This window comes from Rhodococcus sp. BL-253-APC-6A1W (genome assembly GCF_012843405.1).
GTDB lineage: Bacteria > Actinomycetota > Actinomycetes > Mycobacteriales > Mycobacteriaceae > Rhodococcus.
This window is the reverse complement of sequence record NZ_JABAFB010000011.1, coordinates 37554-55780: the sequence shown is the minus strand read 5'-3', so window position 1 is coordinate 55780 and position 18227 is coordinate 37554. Positions and strand designations below refer to the sequence as shown.

The window sequence follows — 18227 nt, the reverse complement described above, 5'->3', positions numbered from 1 at the left end:
AGCGGATCAGTGGACGGACCCGAGCAGTTCCCGGGTCGGCGGCGGTTCGGGCGTGCGGGTCGCGGCGCCGGAGCGCACGGCGGTGAAGACCACCCCGGACGCGAACAGAGCCAGCCCCGCGCCGAGCGCCACCCAGGTGGCGGCCGAGTGCCCGCCGGCATCGGCGAGTTCGCCGCCGACCCAGTTACCGATCGAGGTGCCCAAGGTGATCCCGGCGCTGAGCAACGTCATGACGAGTCCGAGTCGCCGTGCCGGCGTGTAGTCGCCCGCCACCCTGAAAATCGTCACCAGGACCGGACCGATCGGGGCGCCGATGAGGAACAGGACAACGGCCATCTGCCACGGCGCGTTCGGCAGCCACAGCAACGCCAGTGCGGGAACGAGCAGCACCGCGCACCCCAGCCACCGCACGGGGACGGTGAGTCGTCCACTCCACCGGGACACGCTCAACGCCGCTGCGCCGGAGGCAAGCCCGAGCGCGGCGTAGATCAGTCCGCCGCTGCCGGGGTGCCCGGTCTCGTCGGCGAAGACGGTCGTGATGGTGGCGAGCGACCCGAAAATCGTTCCGATACCGAGCATTGCGGTCAGCAAAATTGCCACCGGACCCCACGACACTGCGGCGGGTCCGGTGTCCGGGGCGCTGCCGCCGACCGGTCCGGACCGGTGCACGGGCGCCGCGAATCGGGCACTGGGGTGTACCGCGAACCAGGGCACGACGACGGCCGTCAGGGCGATCAGGACGTACAACGGTGCGGCAGCACCGAACGCCGCGGCGATGATGCCGACCGCCGCGGGGCCGAGGACGAATCCGAGTTCGTCCATGGTTCCCTCGTACCCCTGGGCTTCTTCCACCGCCTCGTCCGCGCCGCGCGCGGACAAACCGCGAATCCAGCGCACGCGTGTCATGGGACCGCATTGCGGAACGACGAGACCGGCGACGAACGCGGCGGCCAGCAGGGTCGGCGGTAACGCCTCGCCTGCGCCGTGGGAACTTCCGGCGGCGAGCACCGCGACGACTGCGACCACATAGACGGCGGTCGAGACGAGCAGCGTCGGCCGCTGGCCCCAGCGATCGGAGGCGATACCGGACAGCGGTGCCCCGACCGCGACTCCCACGCCGGTGACCGCCGCAGCGATGCCGGCGGCGGCGAAGTCGGACGACGAGGCGACGACATAGGTGAGAACGCCGAGCACCAGCATGGACAGCGGTAGCCGGGCCAGCGCCGAGATCGGGAAGTACGCCGACCCGACCAGATCGTGCATGACACGGAAATGCGAGGGGGCGGAACGTGAACTGCGGGACATCGATACCTTTTCGGGACTTTCTGCGTGCACAAGACTTTTCTGCGTGCACAAAACAGATGCACGGCGTCCCGACCTCCCGCCGTGCCCGACCCGAAGCAACCCGAGAATTCTACAGGAACGACCGGGTTTCTCCGAACATGCACGATCGTGCCGCTGGCGCGATATCCCGGCGCCGATTCGTCCGGCGGATGCGCGCCCGCATCCGCGTCGACCGGCGTGACGCCGTCCTCGTTGTGCGAGATGTCCGAATCATGCGTTCTCGGCGCATATTTCACGTCGGAGGGTCGGCGTAAAACATGTCCGACTGTTCAGTCGGGCAGGTAGGGTCGAATGATCTTCCACGTCGGAGGGAACTCTATGGACGTCTCGGCAATGCACATGAGCGACGGTCTGATCAACGCACCGACATCGGCTGTGTTCTTCGTGATCGCCGCGCTCGGGCTCGCGGTGGCGCTGCCCCGCGCACGACGGGAACTCGACGAACGAACCGCTCCCCTCGCCGGTCTCGTCGCCGCGTTCGTGTTCGCCCTGCAGATGATCAACTTTCCGGTGCTTCCCGGTGTCAGCGGGCACGTCCTCGGAGGTGCCCTCGCCGCGATCCTGGTGGGCCCGGCGACAGCCGCACTCTGCCTGACAGTCGTGCTCGTCGTGCAAGCACTGCTGTTCGCCGACGGCGGGCTCACCGCACTCGGAACCAACGTCACCAACATGGCGTTGCTGGGAGTCGCCGCCGGGTACGGAACGGCCGTCGCCTTGCGTCCGCTTCTGCGCCGGTCCTCGGGCGTCGCGGTCCTCGGCGTCGTATCCTTCGTGGCCGCGGTGGTCGCCACGGTGGTCGCGGCCGCGGGCTTCCTCGTCGAATACGCCGTCGGCGGCACCGCGGGTTCGATCGGGACCATCGCACCGTTCCTGATCGGCGTGCACGTCCTCATCGGCATGGGCGAAGGAGTGATCACGGCCGTGACGGTGATGGCGGTGGCACGAGCGCGCCCCGACCTGGTCTATCTCCTCCGGCCGTTGCGTCAAGGTGATCGGAGTCCGGTATGAGCCGAAAAGCCGTTCTGATCGTGCTGGGTGCGGCGGTGCTGCTCCTCGCCGGGGTGGTGTCCTCGTTCGCCGACCCGAATCCCGACGGGCTCGAAGCCGCGACCGTGCGGGGCTGCGAGGTCGCCGAGAGCGATACGAGCGAGTCCCTCGCCGGTGACTGTCCCGCGATCGGCGCCGAAGACCACGCATTGGCAACGAGCCCGCTCGCCGACTACGCCGTCGCCGAACGCGAAGGGACCACCGGCGTGGCCGGGATCGTCGGCGCGGTCGCCACGCTGGTGTTCGCAGCGGGGTTGTTCATGGTGCTGGCACGCCGCCGGAAGCCCGCCCGGAGCGACGCGCCCCTCGGGAAAACCGGGCCGTGAGCACCCCGACGATCGAGAACGGTGCGGCCACCGTCACCGCGGCAGCCCGCAGGCTCCCCACCGAGGTGAAGATCGTCGGTGCGGTCGTCTTCACGTTCGTGGTGGTCGCGACACCCCGTGAAGCGATGTGGGCGTTCGCGCTGTATTTCTCGATCGTCGCGGCGGTCTGCGTCGCTGCTCGTATCCGGCTGTCGTGGCTGTTGCCCCGGATGTCCATCGAACTGCCGTTCCTGGTTCTCGCGGTGCTGCTGCCGTTCGCGGAGTCCGGGACACGCGTGGAGTGGCTGGGGCTGTCCCTGTCGGTGCCGGGCCTGTATGCGGCGTGGGGCATCGTGGTCAAGGGCACCTTGGGTGTGCTCGCGTCCCTCATCCTCGCCGCGACCACACCGGTTCAGGATCTGCCCGGCGGTCTGACACGGTTACACGTCCCGCCGCTCATCACCACCGTGGTCCTGCTGATGCTGCGCTATGCCACGTTGCTCGCCGCCGAAGCGAAGAGCATGGATATCGCGCGGCGCTCGCGAGGCGACGATCCGCGGATGCTCCACCGCATCGGGGCGACGGCACGCGGTGTCGGGTCGTTGTTCGTGCGCGCGTACGAACGCGGCGAGCGGGTGCACTGGGCGATGCTTTCCCGGGGTTTCACCGGTGCCGTGCCCGCCACGGGATCGGCGGCGACCCGGACAGCGTGGGCATTCGGCCTGATGCCCGCGGCACTCGCCGGCGCGGTGTGCGCGGCAGCGTGGGGCGGGTTGTGAGCACGTCCCCCGCCGTCGAACTCGAGGGGGTGCAGCACGTGTATCCCGACGGCCGTCACGCACTGCGCGGTATCGACCTCGCAGTCGAGCCCGGCGAGCGGGTCGCCGTCCTCGGTCCCAACGGGTCCGGCAAAACCACCCTCATGCTGCACCTCAACGGCGTTCTGGCTCCGTCGTCCGGGACCGTACGAATCGGTGGAACGCCCGTGACGCGCCGTACGCTGCGCGGAATTCGCAGCCGCGTCGGCCTTGTGTTCCAGAACCCCGACGACCAGCTCTTCATGCCCACCGTGTCTCAGGACGTGGCGTTCGGACCGGCCAACTTCGGGGTGCCGGAACCGGAACTCGGCTCGAGGGTGCAGTCCGCGCTCGAGGCGGTGGGGATGGAGGAACACTCCGGGCGCACGACGATGCATCTCTCGGCCGGGCAGCAGCGGCGAGTCGCGCTGGCGACGGTGCTGTCCTGCCGGCCCGAGGTACTCGTGCTCGACGAGCCGTCCAACGATCTCGACCCGGTGTCCCGGAGGGAACTGGCGGAGGTGCTGCTCGGCCTGGGCACCACGATGCTGGTGGTCACCCACGACCTGCCCTACGCGGCGCAACTGTGCACCCGGGCGGTGATCCTCAACGACGGACGCCTCGCGGCGGACGGCCCGATCGAGACGATCCTGTCCGATTCCGGTCTGCTCGCGCAGAACCGCCTCGAGCTCCCGTGGGGATTCAGCCTGACGCCGCGGGCGGCACACGCGCACGACGGGGAATGACGCCGGAGACCCGCCTCAGGAACGCTCTGTGCGATGGCGGTGCGTGTGCGAATGGCCCGCCTGCTCGTGCGTGGCCCCGATGGAATGGAGAAGTTCGTGCACCGTGGTGTCCGCGAGCCGGTACCGCACCAGGCGTCCTTCCCGCTCCGCGGTGACCCAGCCACGATTTCGTAGCAAACGCAGCGCGTGGGAGACGGCGGTCCCGGTCATCTCGAGGGCCGCGGCAAGATCGGTGACGCAGATCCCCGGGGCATGGTGCAGGCACAACAGCAACCGCAGCCGGTTGACGTCGGACAACAGTTCGAAACGATCCGCCCACCGCGCGATGTCCGGCGTCCGGAGGGCGGCGGCCGCGCGGCGCACATCGTCGGAGTCGAACACCGCGTCCACCGTCATGCACCGAGTGTACGAAGCTCTGTTCTCTCACGACTGCACATCGCCCGATAGGCCGCTCCGCCAACCCGATTGACCGAGGCCAATATTCGGCCGTGAGCTGGGGAGAACCCGCTTAGACTGTGCTCAGGCCACCCGAGGAGCACGCCGATGCCCGATCGCACCGCAGCACGCAGCAGGCAGGCGCCCGTCGCCGACAGCCCCGATCGAATCCGCAATGTCGCGCTCGTCGGGTGTACCGGCACCGGGAAAACCACCCTCGCCGAGTCGCTGGCGGCCGCGACGGGTGCGGTGGGACGCGCCGGGCGGGTCGCCGAGGGCACCACGGTGTCCGACTACGAGGAGATCGAGCAGAGACATCAGCGGTCGGTGCAGTTGACGGTGCTCGCGCTCGAATGGAAGGGCATCAAGATCAATCTGATCGACACTCCGGGTCACCCCGATTTCGACGCCGAAGTCCGGGCGGGCTTGCACGCTGCCGACGCCGCGATCTTCGTCGTCTCGTCGACCGACCCGATCTCCGCCGCGACCCGCGCGTTGTGGCGCGAGTGCGACGAGGAGAAGATTCCCCGCGCGATCGTCGTGAACAAACTGGACATCGCCCGGCGCAGCTACGACGACGTCCTCTCCGAATGCCACGACGCGTTCGGCCTCGGCCCGGACACGCTGCGCGCACTGTTCTATCCCGTGTACGACGGCGACCGGCCGGTCGGCTCGATGGGATTGCTGACCGGACGCCGTTACGGCGAACCGGGCCCGTCCCCCGTGTCCGAGGACGTGCGCGAAGCGCTGGTGGAAGCCATCTCGGGGCAGGACGACACGCTCATGGAGCGGTTCATCGCGGGCGAACAACTCGACACCGCCTCGCTCGAAGAAGGGCTGACACGCGAATTCCTGTCCTGCGCACTACATCCCGCGGTTCCCGCCACAGAGTACGGGGTGGGCGCCGTCGAGTTGCTCGAGCTGATCACCACGGGTTTCCCCGATCCCACCCGGCGGTCGCGCGGTGCGCCTGCGTGCGACCCGGACGCGGATCTGGTGGCGCAGGTCGTCCGCGTCGCGGGAGATTCGTACGTCGGCCGGATCAGCCTGGTGCGCGTCTACGCCGGCACGCTCCGTCCGGATTCGACGCTTGCGCTCACCGGTGGCGACCGCGATTCGCGCGACCGTATCCCCTCGTTGTCGAGTCCCTTCGGCAAACAGCAGCGGCCCGTCGGAGAGGCCGTCGCGGGCGACCTGGTGTCGGTCGGGAAACTCGCGACCGCACAGCCCGGTGACGTGCTGCACGAGCCGGATCGGCCTGCGCACCTGGATATGTGGCCGACCCCGACACCGTTGCTGCCCGTCGCGATCGAGGCGCACACTCGCACCGACGACGACAAGTTGTCGCAGGCACTGTCACGGCTCGCGGCGGAAGATCCGGGCGTGCGCGTCGAACACAATCCCGACACCAACCAGATCGTGCTGTGGTGCACGGGTGAAGCACACGCGGAACTGGTGCTCGACCGTCTCCGCACCCGGCACGGAGTCCAGGTCGATCCGGTGGAATTTGCCGTAGCGCTCCGCGAAACCTTCGCGACGCCCGCGCCCGGACACGGGCGGCTCGTCAAGCAATCCGGTGGGCACGGCCAGTACGCGGTGGTCGACGTCGAAGTCGAGCCTTTGCCGATGGGAAGCGGGGTGGTGTTCGCCGAACGCGTGGTCGGCGGCGCGGTACCGCGGCAGTTCATCCCGTCGGTCGAGAAGGGTGTGTACGCACAGGCAGAGAAGGGGGTCGCCTCGGCCGGATGCCCCCTTGTCGACGTGCAGGTCACGCTCGTCGACGGCAAGGCTCATTCGGTGGACTCCTCCGACGCCGCATTCCAGGCCGCCGCGGGGCTCGCGTTGCGAGATGCGGCGGCGCACAGCACTGTCCGCATTCTCGAACCGGTAGCCGCGGTCCGTGTAATCGTGCCGGAGGAGTTCCTCGGCGCGGTGCTCGGCGACCTCTCCGCACGGCGCGGTCGCGTCCTCGGCACCGAATCTCCCGAACCGGGAACAGCCCTGCTGCGCGCGGAGGTTCCCGAAATCGAACTCAGCCGCTATCCCGTCGAACTGCGGGCCATCACTCAGGGCACCGCCGAGTTCGCGCGGATGTACCTTCGGCACGAGCCGATGCCGGACAACCTCGCTGCGCGGATGACCTCGTCGTCGGCGAGCTGAGTCTTCTCTCGGCGAGCACGTCGGGATCTCGTCACGAGGTCCGTTCGTGCGCCACCTCGTTCAGCCTGCCCGTAGCGACGTCGAAGACGAACCCGCGGAGTGAGGTCGGTTCGGTGACGAACGGGCTCACTTCGATCCGGCGCAGCGACTGACGCACGTCTTCCTCGGGGTCGCGGAACGCTTCCGGGGCCCACTGCGGCCGGATCCCGGTGTCCTGCTCGACGGCGCGGGTGAACTCGTCGTCGGTAAAGGTCAGCATGCCGCAGTCGGTGTGGTGGATGAGCACGATCTCCTCGGTGCCGAGGAGCCGCCGGCTGATGGCGAGCGAACGGATCACGTCGTCGGTCACCGCGCCGCCCGCATTGCGAATCACGTGTGCCTCCCCTTCCGCTATGCCCAGGGCGCGGTACACGTCGAGCCGCGCATCCATGCACGCCACGATGGCGATGTGCTTGCTCGGGGGCAGCGGCAGGGGGCCGGTGAACCCGGCCGAATACGACTTGTTGTTGTTCAGATATTCGTCGGTGACTGTCACGCGCTCATCTCCACGTCGTCGGGCACGGTCGTACCATCCTCCTCCGGTCTCACCCGCCCGGCCAGCGTGCCGATCACCCTGATCCGAATTCGGCCCGGTGTGGGATTCGCCTCGTGCCGGTTTCGTCGACGATCTGCCCGGGTATCGCAAGTGCTGTCCCGAGCACGGGCGCGGTCCCGTGCCGGGCAACTTCACGAAAGGACGGATTTCGATGGCTGAATCCGAGCGCCCGGGCACCCCTGCCGACAACGACGACCTCACCGGCGAGAAGATCTCTCGACTGGTGGACGACATGGAAGAACGCGTCGAAGCCGAGCACGAGCGGGAAGGTAAGGCCGGTAGCCCTTCGGATCGCGAGGAAACCGAGCCTGTCGAGCCCGACGACCAGGCACCCGAGTAAACCGTTTCCCCCTGCCTCCACGCCCGGATCTGCCGTCAGTCGTAGATCCGGGCGTACAGGTCGCGGATCTCCTCCGCCGTGGGCACGAGCGGATTGTTGTTCGGCGATCCCGATGCCAGGGCCTGTTCCGCCATGAGCGGTATCAGCGAGTCCCAGTCACGTCTGTCGATGCCGTAGGCACGAGGCGTGGGCACTTCGACGTCGCGGCACAGTTCCGCCAGCGCGGCGACCAGGCTGTCCGCCGCAGCGGCGTCGTGGTCGCCGGAGGTGGCGACGCCCAGCGCGCGGGCACAGTCCGCATAGCGGGATTCGGCAGCCCGCACCGAGAAGGCGGTCACCGCGGGGAACAGCATCGCGTTCGACAAACCGTGCGCGACGTGAAAATGCGCGCCGATCGGCCGGCTCATCCCGTGGACGAGGGCGACGCTCGAGTTCGAGAACGCGATCCCGGCCTGGGTGGCCGCGAGCATCATCTGCTCCCGGGCGTCTTCGTCGTTGCCGTTCACGTAGACGCGTCGCAGAACTCTTCCGATGGTCTCGATCGCAGCGAGGGCCAACGTGTCCGAAAACGGAGTGGACTTCTTGCTGACGTACGCCTCGATCGCGTGGGTGAGCGCGTCGACCCCGGTGTCGGCAGTCAGTCGCGGAGGCATCGTCAACGTCAGCCGGTAGTCGACCACCGCCGCGATCGGCAGGAACGCCGCGCCCGGGCACAGCATCTTCTCGTTGGTGACACTGTCGCTGATCACGGTGAACTGCGTTGCCTCCGAACCACTCCCGGCCGTGGTCGGAACCGCGACGACAGGTAGCGCCGGACCGTTGTTGATGCGGGGGGCCTTGTACTCGCTCATCTGCCCACCGTGGACGGCCAGCAACCCGAGCGCCTTGGCGGTGTCCATCGGGCTGCCGCCACCGAAACCGATGACGCAATCGGCGTCGTGGGCGGCGACTGCCTCGAGACCCGCAACGAGGGAGTCGGTGGTGGGATCGGGAACGGTATCGGCGAACACCGCCGTTGCGAGTCCGGCCGCGCCGAGCCGTGACACCATGCGATCCACTGCGCCGGTCCCGACCATGAACCGGTCGGTCACCACGAGCGGCCGGGACAGCCCCAGCCCGGCCACCACCTCACCGATCTCGTCGACGGCGCCTCCGCCGATCCGCATCACGCGGGGAAGAGCAATGTGTGCGGCCACGTGGATCCCTTCGTCACAATTCGGTCCGAAGGATGTCTACCCCAACGAGCGGGCCGAGTCACTCCTCGACGAGAAACTGCGCGTAGTCGATCTCGGCGTCGGGCCGGTGGCGGTCGTCGCCCGCGCCCGCCCATGCGGTGCGCAAGGCGAGGCGCACGAGGTGCTGCGACCGGTACCCGGGCCAGCCGTGCAGGATCCGCTGCCACTGCGCGGGTACTGCCGACGCACCCCACCGGGCGCCGAGCAGCCCACCGGCGATCGCCGCGGTGGTGTCGGTGTCGCGCCCGGCACGTACGGCGAGTTCGAGTGCCTGGGGAAGATGACCGGGGCCGGTCGCGTCGGCATGGCACACGGCCCACCACGCCGTCTGCAGCGCATGGACCACCCACCCGTTGTTGTCGAAGACCCGCGGGTCGGAAGCTGTGCGGGCATCGTCGAGCAAGGTCGACCAGCGCCGTGCCGCGTCTCCCGGCAGCGTTTCCAGACCGGCGTCGACGCCGTCGAACGTGCCGTGGAGGACGGCGTGCCGGATCGCGAACGACCACAGCATGCATGCCTCGACGGCCTCGGGATCGTCGTGCGTGAGACGACTGATGTCGCGGGCTGCCGCGACACATCGCTCGCCGTCGGCGAGGTAGGCAATCCCCACAGGCGCGGTCCGCATGAGCGACCCGTTGCCGCCCTTCCTGCCGGGGAGGGCGCGCGCCCGCTCGGTCATCGACGCTGCGGTCGGCTGCGCTGTACTCAGCACCGCGCAGGTCTGGTTTCCGATGTCCTTGGGCCCGGACGCATACCAGCGTGCGAACCCGGCGGCGACGGCGTCGAGTCCGTCGCCGGCACCGATGTCGGCTCCGGTGGCGGAAACCTCCGCGATCGCGAGCGCCATGGACGTGTCGTCCGTCCACTCACCGGGAGCGAACGGACCGAGTCCCCCACCGATCATGCGGATCGCTGTCTCCGGAGTGGGATAGGTGAATTCGTAGCCCGCGCCGAGTGCGTCACCCGCTGCGGTGGCGAGCAGGACCCCTGCCGCCCGGTCGTTCTGTGCTGTCGTCAGCCTCATACCGTCTCCCCTTCGATCAATTCTGCGCAAATATTAGCGCACATTTGATTGAATGGGGAGATGCAGGCCTGGACCGATCCTCGGGGCAAGTCCCTCACCGACTATCCGCGCCCGTCCGTGGCGGTGGACGTCGCGGTACTCACCGTCGACGAAACGCTGAAAGTACTGGTCATCGAGCGACCCGACGGCACATCGGCACTTCCCGGGACGTTTCTCCGTCCCGGAGAACGGCTCGCCGACGCGGCTCGCCGGGCTCTGCGCGACAAGGCCTCGCTCTCGGGGATCGAGTTCCACCAGCTCGCGATGCTCGACGACCCAGGACGCGACGATCGAGGGTGGGTGCTGTCGATGGCGCACGGAGCGGCCGTTCCCGTCGCCGAGATCCCAGCCGAAGCCCAGCTCACCCCCGTCACCGGCATCGCCGATCTCGCATTCGACCACGCCACCATCGTGGAACTGGCCGTCGACGACCTGCGAGCCCGTTACTCGGCCGCCGTGGACCCGGCCCGATTTCTCGGCGACGAGTTCACCGTGCTGGATCTGCGCCGTCTCTACGAAATCGTCTTCGACCGCCGCTACCCCAAGGACACGTTCCGGCGGCATCTGCTGCACGGGCTCGAACCCACCGGCGAACTCCGCCGCGAAGGCACCGGCCGCCCTGCCGAAATCTACCGGCGACGCGACGTCGCGCTGCCACCCGCCACCACCGCATTCCTGCTGCAGTGACATTTCCGGTGTGGTGAGATTTCCGGTGCGGTGACATTCCCGGTGCGGTGACGTGCGCGTGTCAGGACACCAATGCCCTCGCGATCGCCGCGCCGAGAGCGACATTGCCCTGGTACGCAGCGATATTCGTCTCGAGCGTACGGCCGTCCGTCGCGCGATGCATGTGCTCGAGCAGGAACGGAGTGAGACTCTTGCCGCGAAGCCCCGAAACCGCTGCCTCACGCTCCGCCTCGACGAGGACCCGGTCGTGCAACTCCGGGTCCACCTGAGCCGACGCGTCCACAGGATTGCCCACCACCACCGCCGAACGGAGCCCGAGAGCGTTGCGGGCGCGGGCGAGCGCTGCCGCGTCTTCGGGTGAAGTGATGTCGTCGACGACGCAGCCGCTGTCCCGCACGTAGAACCCGGGGAAGCGGACGGTGCGGTACCCGGCGACCACCACCCCGAGTGTTTCGAAACGTTCGAGCGTGGCGTGGACATCGAGGACCGATTTGACACCGGCGCTCACAACGAGAATCGGAATCGACGCCAGCGCAACGATATCCGCGCTTTCGTCGAAGGTGGTGGCGGCGCCTCGATGTACGCCGCCGAGACCGCCGGTGGCGAATACCCCGATCCCGGCGTGGTGCGCGAGAAACGCGGTCGCGGCGACCGTCGTGCCGCCGTGTGTCCGCTTGAGCGCGGCCATCGGCAGGTCGCGTATCCCGACCTTGACCACCTCGCTCTCGGCGTCTCCGAGTGTGACGATCTGCTCCTCGGAGAGGCCGACCGTGGGGACCCCGTCGACGACGCCCACGGTTGCCGGGACAGCACCCGCGTCACGCAACTGCTGCTCGGCGGCCAGAGCGACCGCCACGTTTCGGGGCCGGGTCAGGCCGTGCGTGAAGATGGTCGATTCGAGCGCGACTACGGGGCGACGTTCGGCCAGCGCCTCACGCACGGGTCCGGACACCACGATCGGTTCGCTCATACGCCCGAGACTAACGGCCGGGCCGCGCGCCGGCCGTGTCCTGCACTCTCACACGGCGTGGGGACGACGGCGCCCCAGGCGCGCGAGCACTCGAGTCGACCGGTCGGCGCCCTCCGGTGCCTCGACACCCGGTGCGCACACCCCGTCCATGTAGAGCGAGTCGCCGAAACTGTCCGCTCCGGCCTCGATCCGCTCGAGTTCGGCGTCGTTGAACGTCTCCTCGAGGCCTGCGCTGGTGGCGAGGTCCCATCGATGCACGATCATGTCCCAGACGTAGAACTGGTCGAAGGTAGCTCCGATGGTCGTGGGTCCGAAGTACCCGTCATAGGGCGTGTTCACGAGGGCGTCGTCCGCGACGATGTCCGCCACCTGGGCGTTGTGCTTCTGCCATGCGCCGGCCGGGTCGTCGAGGGAGGGCCGATCACCGAGGTCGAGGTCGCGGCCGGTGAAGAATTCGCGTTGGGTATCGATGATATGACTCAGGACGTCGCGCGCGGTCCACCCCTCGCACGGTGACGGACGGTCCCAGTCCTCGGCCTTCAACGCGCCCACGACCGCGCCGAGTCGCTGTTCTGCTTCGCTGTGTCGGATCGCTGTTGTATTCATGGGTGCGACGCTATCGATCGCCCAGTGCGAGGTATTGATGAAATCCGACACCGGGGACTCCGGAAAGCCAGACGACGGCGAGCCGATCGAGCGCGCACACTTGAGACACCCGAACGACACAACGCACACCATCTTCCGATACCCGGCATCCCCCGATCTGGGCGACGTGGTCCGGCGCTACTGGATTCCCGTGTGGCGGGTCCCTCCGGGTCGGGAGGCTCCGCAGCACGTGCTGCGGTATCCCGTATGCCTGGTCGTGATCACCGAGGACTACGCCCGCTTCTACGGTGTCGAGTCCGGTTTGTCGACCACCGTTCTGACAGGTGAGGGCTGGGCCGCCGGTGTCATGCTCGCCCCCGCGGCGGGTGCCCTCGTGGCCGGTGGGCCACTCGCGTCGTTCACCGACCGGATCGTGGAGGTGCCGGAGGTCCTCGGCGACGCGGGCGTCCGTGTCGTCGATCGGGTGCGCGAGATGATGCGCCGCGATCCGCGGTCCCCCGAGGCTCACCACGCGGTGATGGGCGTCTACGACGAGGTCTTCCGGCGCTACCTGCCGGTCGACGACGAGGGCCGCCTCGTCAACCGTGTCGTGGCGTTCGTGGAGGACAACCCGGACGTGTTGCGCGTAGAACAGGTACGCAACGAATTCGGTCTCTCCGAGCGCGCGCTGCAGCGACTCGTCCACCGGCGCATCGGACTTACCCCGAAATGGCTGATCCAGCGGCGGCGCCTCCAGGAGGCCGCGGGCCGCCTGCGCGAGAAGTCCGGTTCGCTGTCCGAGGTCGCCGCCGTCCTCGGGTACGCCGACCAACCGCATTTCGTGCGCGACTTCAAGAACGCCGTGGGCGTGACGCCCGGCGCGTTCGCCGATCTTTACTCCGGACCGTCCTCCCGGGCATGACGGAGCCCGCGCCTCGCAGCGCGATCGTCCCTGCCGCGCTCCACTCCCTGACAACATGCGGTTCCGTTCGCGCCGAGCCACATCTGGCTTCTCGCCCGGTAGTCGCGTAGAGAAGTCCTCATGGATCCGCACCGCACCGACGAGTTCGCGCTGCTTTTCGAGAACGCCGCGGAGTTGGGCCTCGAACTCCCCGTACCGCCGACCGTGCGGCGGGTGCGCGCCGAACACGACGGCGGGCACACCAGCGCACTGCTGTGGGGCGACGTCTCTCCCCGCCTCGTGCTCCTGCACGGCGGAGCCCAGAACGCACACACCTGGGACTCGGTGGTCCTCGCACTCGGGGTGCCCGCGCTCGCCGTCGACCTCCCCGGTCACGGCCACTCCTCCTGGCGCGACGACGGCGACTACTCGCCGTGGCCGAACGCCGAAGCGGTGGCGCACGCCGTCCGCCGCTGGGCGCCTCGTGCGGAGGCCGTGGTCGGCATGTCGCTCGGGGGCTTGACCGCCCTCCGGCTCGGCTCCCTCGCACCGGAACTCGTGCGCCGCACCGTCCTCGTCGACGTCACCCCGGCATCGTTCCGGCGGCACCAGGGCATGGCCGAAAATCAACGCGGAACCGTCGCTCTCGCGGCGGGACCGGCCGTCTTCGACACGTTCGACGAGATCGTCGCCCTCACCGCCGCGGCGGCACCGCACCGATCACCGTCGTCGATCCGGCGCGGCGTCGTCCACAACACGCGGCAGCGCAGCGACGGACGATGGGAGTGGCGTTACGACCGGATGCGCACCATGCGCGACTTCACCCCGCTGTGGGACGACCTCGCCGCACTAGACGGACCCGTCTCGCTGGTGCGCGGTGGCGCTTCGGCCTACGTCACCGATTACATGCGCAAGCCCGAAGAGGACGTCGACGAGGCGCGTCGACGCGTCCCCGGGCTGGATGTGCACGTGGTACCGGGCTCCGGGCATTCCGTACAGAGCGACGCGCCCCGGGAACTCGCCGGCATCCTGCGGGACATTCTCTGACCGTTCAGCCGAACGCGACCACATCGAGCCATGAATCCAGCAGCGCGGCATCGCCGAACACCTCGACCTCGGCGTCGGCGACTGCTCGTCGGCGATAAAGCACCAGCATCAACTCGACCAACGGTCCCCGCACCGCCACCGCACTCTTCTCGTGCGCACGGCGCCAGACGAACTCGTCGCCGGTGAGGTCCACGACCCACTCCGCATGCGAATCGGTCGCGTGGAAATGGAGAGTGCTATCGGGTCCGTGCAGCGCGTGCCGGCGGTCGCTCATCCTCGGCCACGTCACCACAGCAAGATCGAGCCACTCGTCGACGGCGTCGAGTGCGACATCGTGGCTGAGATCGAACCCCTCGCCCAGCGCCAGCACGGCATCGGCACGGTGCACTGCAGTCTCCTGGGTGAAGCGTCGCGCATAGAACTGCGGGGTCTGCGGGCCGACCGGCATCGGGGTCCAGACCGCCCGCTCGGGACCGGCCTCGCGCAGGGACGATTCCAGATCGAGTGCGCCCGCAAGCAACCACGGCACCAGCTGATCAGGATCTTCGTCGACGTACGAGGACAGCTCACGCATCGCCGAGTCGTCCGGTGGCGTCGTCGCTCCGGTACGCACTGCCTCGGCAGCCCAGCGGTGGCCGTATCCCACATGCCGCACCAGCTGTCCCACATTCCAGCCCGGACACGTCGGCACCGGGGTATTCATGTCCCGTCCCGGCAGCACCGAGCACAGTAACTCGGTCTGTGCGGTGATCTCCCCGCAGTACCTGGTGTAATCCAGCATCTCGATCCTCTCGTCCGTGGCCCGTGCACGTACCGGTCCGAGACTCTCACGGTCCGAGTCGATCAGGTTCTCACCCAGCTCACGGCTCGGTGTTTGTCGCCTGGAGTCGCCCTGCCCAGTCGAACTCCGAATCAAGAAACGCTTCGCCCCCGGAAGCGAACGCGTCGCGCAGGTCTGTGAGGGTGGTGATGAACTGGTCGATGCGCTCGCGGGCGGACGCGGGGGTTCCGGCGGCCTTGCGTGCGTAACCGGCGGCGAGTTGCCTGGCGGATTCGAGGTCGCCGAAGGCCGTGCGTTTCGACGAGTCTCTCCGCTATTTTCCGTGACGCGTTCAGTTCGTCGAGCATGGTGTTGCAGATGCCGACGAGTTCGTCGATCACGTGTGGTTCAAGACGGATGAAATCGGTCATTTGGACCTCGCATTGTCGAAAGTGAACACACGACGTCTTCACTCGCTGATGAGGGGTTCGACAGCCGCTGCCAAGTCCTGGAGGCCGGCACACCACTCTTCGGGCGACGAACCCCTCGTATGGTCAGGGTTGTAAAGCCGATTGAAGATCACGATCCCGTAGGCGGTTTCCACAACGACCGCGCACGTGTTTCGCGCGGCGACATCGACCTGCAGGAGAGCACGCCTGCCGTTCACATCGATCGAAGTGGAGATATCGCCGTCCTTCTGCATTTCCTCCTGCAGAGTGACATTCCCGGACAAGATGTTGAGGCCGTACGGCCGCATTGTTCCCGGAACGCTGACGACACCGTCGTAGCTGCAGACGAGGAATGTATAACTACCCATCGGATAGTCGGCGATGTCCTTGCTTCGCGGGTCATATCCCACCTCGATCAACAGATCGTCCGGGATGTCCAGGCATGGATCGAACGTGATCTGCGGACGGCCCGAATCATCCACCACGCGCGGTGTGCGCGTCGTCGACATCGCGCTTTCGGTGGCAACGGATTCCGACTCGCCGGTCGCGGCCGATCCTGACCCGCACGATGCTGCCGACACCACGATCGCGACACACGCCACCGCTTTTGCGACAGTCCCCCACCCGTTCACGCGACCCCCCGATGCGCTGAAGTGCCGCAGACGCTAGCACAGTGCATCCGTGACACCGAGCGACATCACCCAGGTTGAAACGGAGCGGCAGACACCGGGCATCCCGCATGATTACGCTGGCAGGTAACGATTTCCGCCCCGCGCGAAGCTGCCAGCGCGGCAAGATGTGTTCACAGGACCTACCGCGATCAGGAAGGACCCACATGAGCCGAGAGTCGGAGGTGCCGCTCGAGGCACTGTTCGGATCCAGCGGTATCGCGGCGCTCGCCACCCTGAAACACGACGGGCGGCCACAGCTCTCGAACATCGTGTACTCCTACGACCTCCTCGCGCGGACGTTCTCGGTCTCGATCACCGACACGCGTGCGAAGACCCGCAACATGCGGCGGGACCCGCGCGTGAGTGTGTTCGTCGACACTCGGGATGGCTGGTCATACGCCGTAGCCGAAGGACACGCCGAATTGTCCGATGTGGCAGCGGATCCCCACGACACCACCGTCGATGAGCTCGTCGCGCTGTACCGGGCGGTGCAGGGCGATCACCCCGATTGGGACGAGTTCCGGGATGCCATGGTCGCGGAGGGACGTCTGCTGTTGCGGGTGCGGGTCGAACGGTTCTACGGCATCGCCCGCTGACGACGCTCCTCAGTGCCGTGCCGGGCCACGGGCTTTCGCGGCGCGGGCCGCATCCGCGAATGCCTGCATGGTCGGGAATTCGAGATCGTAGGTGTATTCGCCGGTGGGTGCCGGTGTCGCACCCCACCCCGGGCGGTCGTGGCGCCGGTTGATCCATACCGAGCGCAATCCTCGCCGGGCGGCGGGGACATGGTCGTGGAACAGCGACTGCGCCACGTGCAGGAGGCGCTCGCGCGGAATCCCGAATTCGGTGAGGGCGTCGTCGAGCGCCTCGAAGTGGTCGAGAGCAGGTTTGTACGCCTGCACGTCCTCGGCGGTGATGATCTTGTCGAACTCGACGCCGAGGCGCGCGTTGCTACCGGCGAAGCCGTCACGATGGACATTGGACACGATGATCAGGGTGTAGTCCTCGGCCAGTGCCGCGAGGGCCTCGGCAGAGTCCGGGAACGCCGGCCAGTCCGGAACGGATGCGCCGAGCCGCGCCGCCCACTCGTCGGAGACTTCCGCGCCGAGTGCCGCGCCGGTGCGCCGAAATGCCTCGGCGAGGATCGCGGGGTACAACGCGTCGGGAGTGTCGCGCTCGGCCTGCGCCTCATTCTCGGCGTACGCGAGAAGCAATTCCTCGTCGGACAGTTCCAGTCCGGCGTCCTGTGCCCACGGGGCGAGGACGGCGGCGATGCCCGTCTCCCAGTCGATCAATGTGCCGTAGCAATCGAAACTCAACGCGTCGACATCGGACAGATCCACGGCAGCTCTCCCGTCATGCATGTCGCCGAAGTGTAGGACCAGATGCCGTCCGCTTCACTCCCGGGCAGCCGCGACCGGTTGCCTCAGGATGGTGCGCAGCTTTTCCGGCGCGGTCCTGCGGAAGTCGCTCAGGTAGATCTCGTGGTGCTTGCCGACCATGCGCAGCCCGTTGCCCGGGACGAACTCGTCGTGCAGTTCCGCGAGGACGTCCGCTTCGTCGTCGAACGATCCGACGTGGAGCGTCTGCACACACCGCCCCTCCACGAGGGGTTCGAGGCGGACGTCGCCGCGTCGCACCGGCGTGCTCGTCGCGGCAACCCGGTCGAGGGCGGCGGCGACCAGGTCGCGTTCGATCCATTCCGGAACCATGACCATCAACGTCCAGTTCCAGTGGGATTTGTCGCGTGCAGAGGTGAACGACGCCATGTCCTCCGACCACCACAGCCCCTCCAGCGGCGGGACGACATAGTCACGGCCGAGCTCACGCTTGCTCGCGAATTTCAGCGTGAACGCCACGGGGTAGAGCGACTTGATCGCGTCCGCGAAGGCAGGTGAGGTGTTCGGGTCGCCGACACCATCGATCATGAGGTACCACATGTCCGGCACGTCCACGATGCGGAATTCACCGCGCGTCGCGCGGTAGGCGTCGAGCGTCTTCTTGAAGTCGATCTTCTCGGCCATACGAACCCGGACTCACCCTGCGAGCCACTACCTTTCACGCCGTGAATGTACTCGAGACATTAGCGG

General features: G+C 67.8%; 21 protein-coding genes. 10 read left to right on the top strand and 11 right to left on the bottom strand.

What is annotated here, in order from left to right:
- Positions 1–6: 6 nt before the first annotated feature.
- Positions 7–1305, bottom strand: coding sequence for an MFS transporter (locus HF877_RS17305; protein WP_169622430.1), 1299 nt, complete (start codon positions 1303–1305; stop codon positions 7–9).
- A gap of 357 nt (positions 1306–1662) precedes the next feature.
- Here HF877_RS17305 and HF877_RS17300 point away from each other — a divergent pair, with 357 nt between their 5' ends.
- From HF877_RS17300 to HF877_RS17285, 4 genes are read left to right on the top strand one after another with little or no spacing between them, the layout of a single operon-like run.
- On the top strand, positions 1663–2352 hold the full coding sequence (locus tag HF877_RS17300; RefSeq protein ID WP_206037271.1) for an energy-coupling factor ABC transporter permease: 690 nt from the start codon (positions 1663–1665) through the stop codon (positions 2350–2352).
- A complete protein-coding gene (locus HF877_RS17295) occupies positions 2349–2717 on the top strand; it encodes a PDGLE domain-containing protein (RefSeq protein ID WP_169622429.1) in 369 nt (122 codons plus the stop codon). Before HF877_RS17300 ends, HF877_RS17295 begins: the two co-directional genes overlap by 4 nt.
- Positions 2714–3475 carry a cobalt ECF transporter T component CbiQ gene (gene cbiQ / locus HF877_RS17290; RefSeq protein ID WP_169622428.1) on the top strand — a complete coding sequence of 254 codons (762 nt, stop codon included), beginning with the start codon at positions 2714–2716 and terminating at the stop codon, positions 3473–3475. The genes HF877_RS17295 and cbiQ overlap by 4 nt, the downstream gene beginning before the upstream one ends.
- Positions 3472–4239 (top strand): ABC transporter ATP-binding protein, encoded by a 768-nt coding sequence (locus tag HF877_RS17285; RefSeq protein WP_169622427.1) that lies wholly within the window; start codon positions 3472–3474, stop codon positions 4237–4239. Before cbiQ ends, HF877_RS17285 begins: the two co-directional genes overlap by 4 nt.
- Before the next feature lie 15 nt (positions 4240–4254).
- Here the strand turns inward: HF877_RS17285 and HF877_RS17280 are convergent, their stop codons facing one another.
- Positions 4255–4635, bottom strand: coding sequence for a metalloregulator ArsR/SmtB family transcription factor (locus tag HF877_RS17280; protein ID WP_169622426.1), 381 nt, complete (start codon positions 4633–4635; stop codon positions 4255–4257).
- Positions 4636–4782: 147 nt separating this feature from the next.
- On the opposite strand from HF877_RS17280, the gene HF877_RS17275 reads away from it, so the two are divergent.
- Positions 4783–6834 carry an elongation factor G gene (locus HF877_RS17275; protein WP_169622425.1) on the top strand — a complete coding sequence of 684 codons (2052 nt, stop codon included), beginning with the start codon at positions 4783–4785 and terminating at the stop codon, positions 6832–6834.
- 31 nt (positions 6835–6865) lie between these two features.
- On the opposite strand, the gene HF877_RS17270 is transcribed toward HF877_RS17275, so the two are convergent.
- Entirely contained in the window at positions 6866–7369 is a 504-nt protein-coding gene (locus HF877_RS17270; RefSeq protein ID WP_169622424.1) for a carbonic anhydrase, read from the bottom strand.
- Positions 7370–7580: 211 nt separating this feature from the next.
- Between HF877_RS17270 and HF877_RS17265 the strand changes: the two genes are divergently transcribed.
- On the top strand, positions 7581–7769 hold the full coding sequence (locus tag HF877_RS17265) for a hypothetical protein (RefSeq protein WP_072700161.1): 189 nt from the start codon (positions 7581–7583) through the stop codon (positions 7767–7769).
- A gap of 35 nt (positions 7770–7804) precedes the next feature.
- Here HF877_RS17265 and HF877_RS17260 read toward each other — a convergent pair whose 3' ends face one another.
- Together HF877_RS17260 and HF877_RS17255 are read right to left on the bottom strand one after the other, a co-directional pair.
- A complete protein-coding gene (locus HF877_RS17260; RefSeq protein WP_169622423.1) occupies positions 7805–8965 on the bottom strand; it encodes an iron-containing alcohol dehydrogenase in 1161 nt (386 codons plus the stop codon).
- A 58-nt stretch (positions 8966–9023) separates the two neighbouring features.
- Positions 9024–10028: an ADP-ribosylglycohydrolase family protein gene (locus HF877_RS17255; protein ID WP_169622422.1), complete on the bottom strand. Its 1005-nt coding sequence runs from the start codon at positions 10026–10028 to the stop codon at positions 9024–9026.
- Positions 10029–10088: 60 nt separating this feature from the next.
- Between HF877_RS17255 and HF877_RS17250 the strand changes: the two genes are divergently transcribed.
- Entirely contained in the window at positions 10089–10754 is a 666-nt protein-coding gene (locus tag HF877_RS17250; RefSeq protein ID WP_169622421.1) for an NUDIX domain-containing protein, read from the top strand.
- Positions 10755–10815: 61 nt separating this feature from the next.
- On the opposite strand, the gene HF877_RS17245 is transcribed toward HF877_RS17250, so the two are convergent.
- Complete coding sequence (locus HF877_RS17245) at positions 10816–11724, bottom strand: pseudouridine-5'-phosphate glycosidase (RefSeq protein ID WP_169622420.1); 909 nt, start codon at positions 11722–11724, stop codon at positions 10816–10818.
- 48 nt (positions 11725–11772) lie between these two features.
- Positions 11773–12330, bottom strand: coding sequence for a TIGR03086 family metal-binding protein (locus HF877_RS17240; protein ID WP_169622419.1), 558 nt, complete (start codon positions 12328–12330; stop codon positions 11773–11775).
- A 37-nt stretch (positions 12331–12367) separates the two neighbouring features.
- Between HF877_RS17240 and HF877_RS17235 the strand changes: the two genes are divergently transcribed.
- Both HF877_RS17235 and HF877_RS17230 read left to right on the top strand, forming a co-directional pair.
- Positions 12368–13231, top strand: a complete 864-nt coding sequence (locus HF877_RS17235; protein WP_169622418.1) for an AraC family transcriptional regulator — start codon at positions 12368–12370, stop codon at positions 13229–13231.
- A 120-nt stretch (positions 13232–13351) separates the two neighbouring features.
- Entirely contained in the window at positions 13352–14257 is a 906-nt protein-coding gene (locus HF877_RS17230) for an alpha/beta hydrolase (RefSeq protein ID WP_169622417.1), read from the top strand.
- Between the two features lie 4 nt (positions 14258–14261).
- Here HF877_RS17230 and HF877_RS17225 read toward each other — a convergent pair whose 3' ends face one another.
- Both HF877_RS17225 and HF877_RS17220 read right to left on the bottom strand, forming a co-directional pair.
- On the bottom strand, positions 14262–15038 hold the full coding sequence (locus HF877_RS17225; protein ID WP_169622416.1) for a maleylpyruvate isomerase family mycothiol-dependent enzyme: 777 nt from the start codon (positions 15036–15038) through the stop codon (positions 14262–14264).
- Positions 15039–15486: 448 nt separating this feature from the next.
- A complete protein-coding gene (locus tag HF877_RS17220) occupies positions 15487–16047 on the bottom strand; it encodes a DUF3558 domain-containing protein (protein ID WP_346765223.1) in 561 nt (186 codons plus the stop codon).
- A gap of 254 nt (positions 16048–16301) precedes the next feature.
- On the opposite strand from HF877_RS17220, the gene HF877_RS17215 reads away from it, so the two are divergent.
- On the top strand, positions 16302–16733 hold the full coding sequence (locus HF877_RS17215; RefSeq protein WP_169622414.1) for a PPOX class F420-dependent oxidoreductase: 432 nt from the start codon (positions 16302–16304) through the stop codon (positions 16731–16733).
- Positions 16734–16742: 9 nt separating this feature from the next.
- Here the strand turns inward: HF877_RS17215 and HF877_RS17210 are convergent, their stop codons facing one another.
- Both HF877_RS17210 and HF877_RS17205 read right to left on the bottom strand, forming a co-directional pair.
- Complete coding sequence (locus HF877_RS17210; RefSeq protein ID WP_206037270.1) at positions 16743–17501, bottom strand: HAD-IA family hydrolase; 759 nt, start codon at positions 17499–17501, stop codon at positions 16743–16745.
- A gap of 33 nt (positions 17502–17534) precedes the next feature.
- Positions 17535–18161, bottom strand: a complete 627-nt coding sequence (locus tag HF877_RS17205; RefSeq protein ID WP_169622413.1) for a GyrI-like domain-containing protein — start codon at positions 18159–18161, stop codon at positions 17535–17537.
- Between the last annotated feature and the right edge of the window lie 66 nt (positions 18162–18227).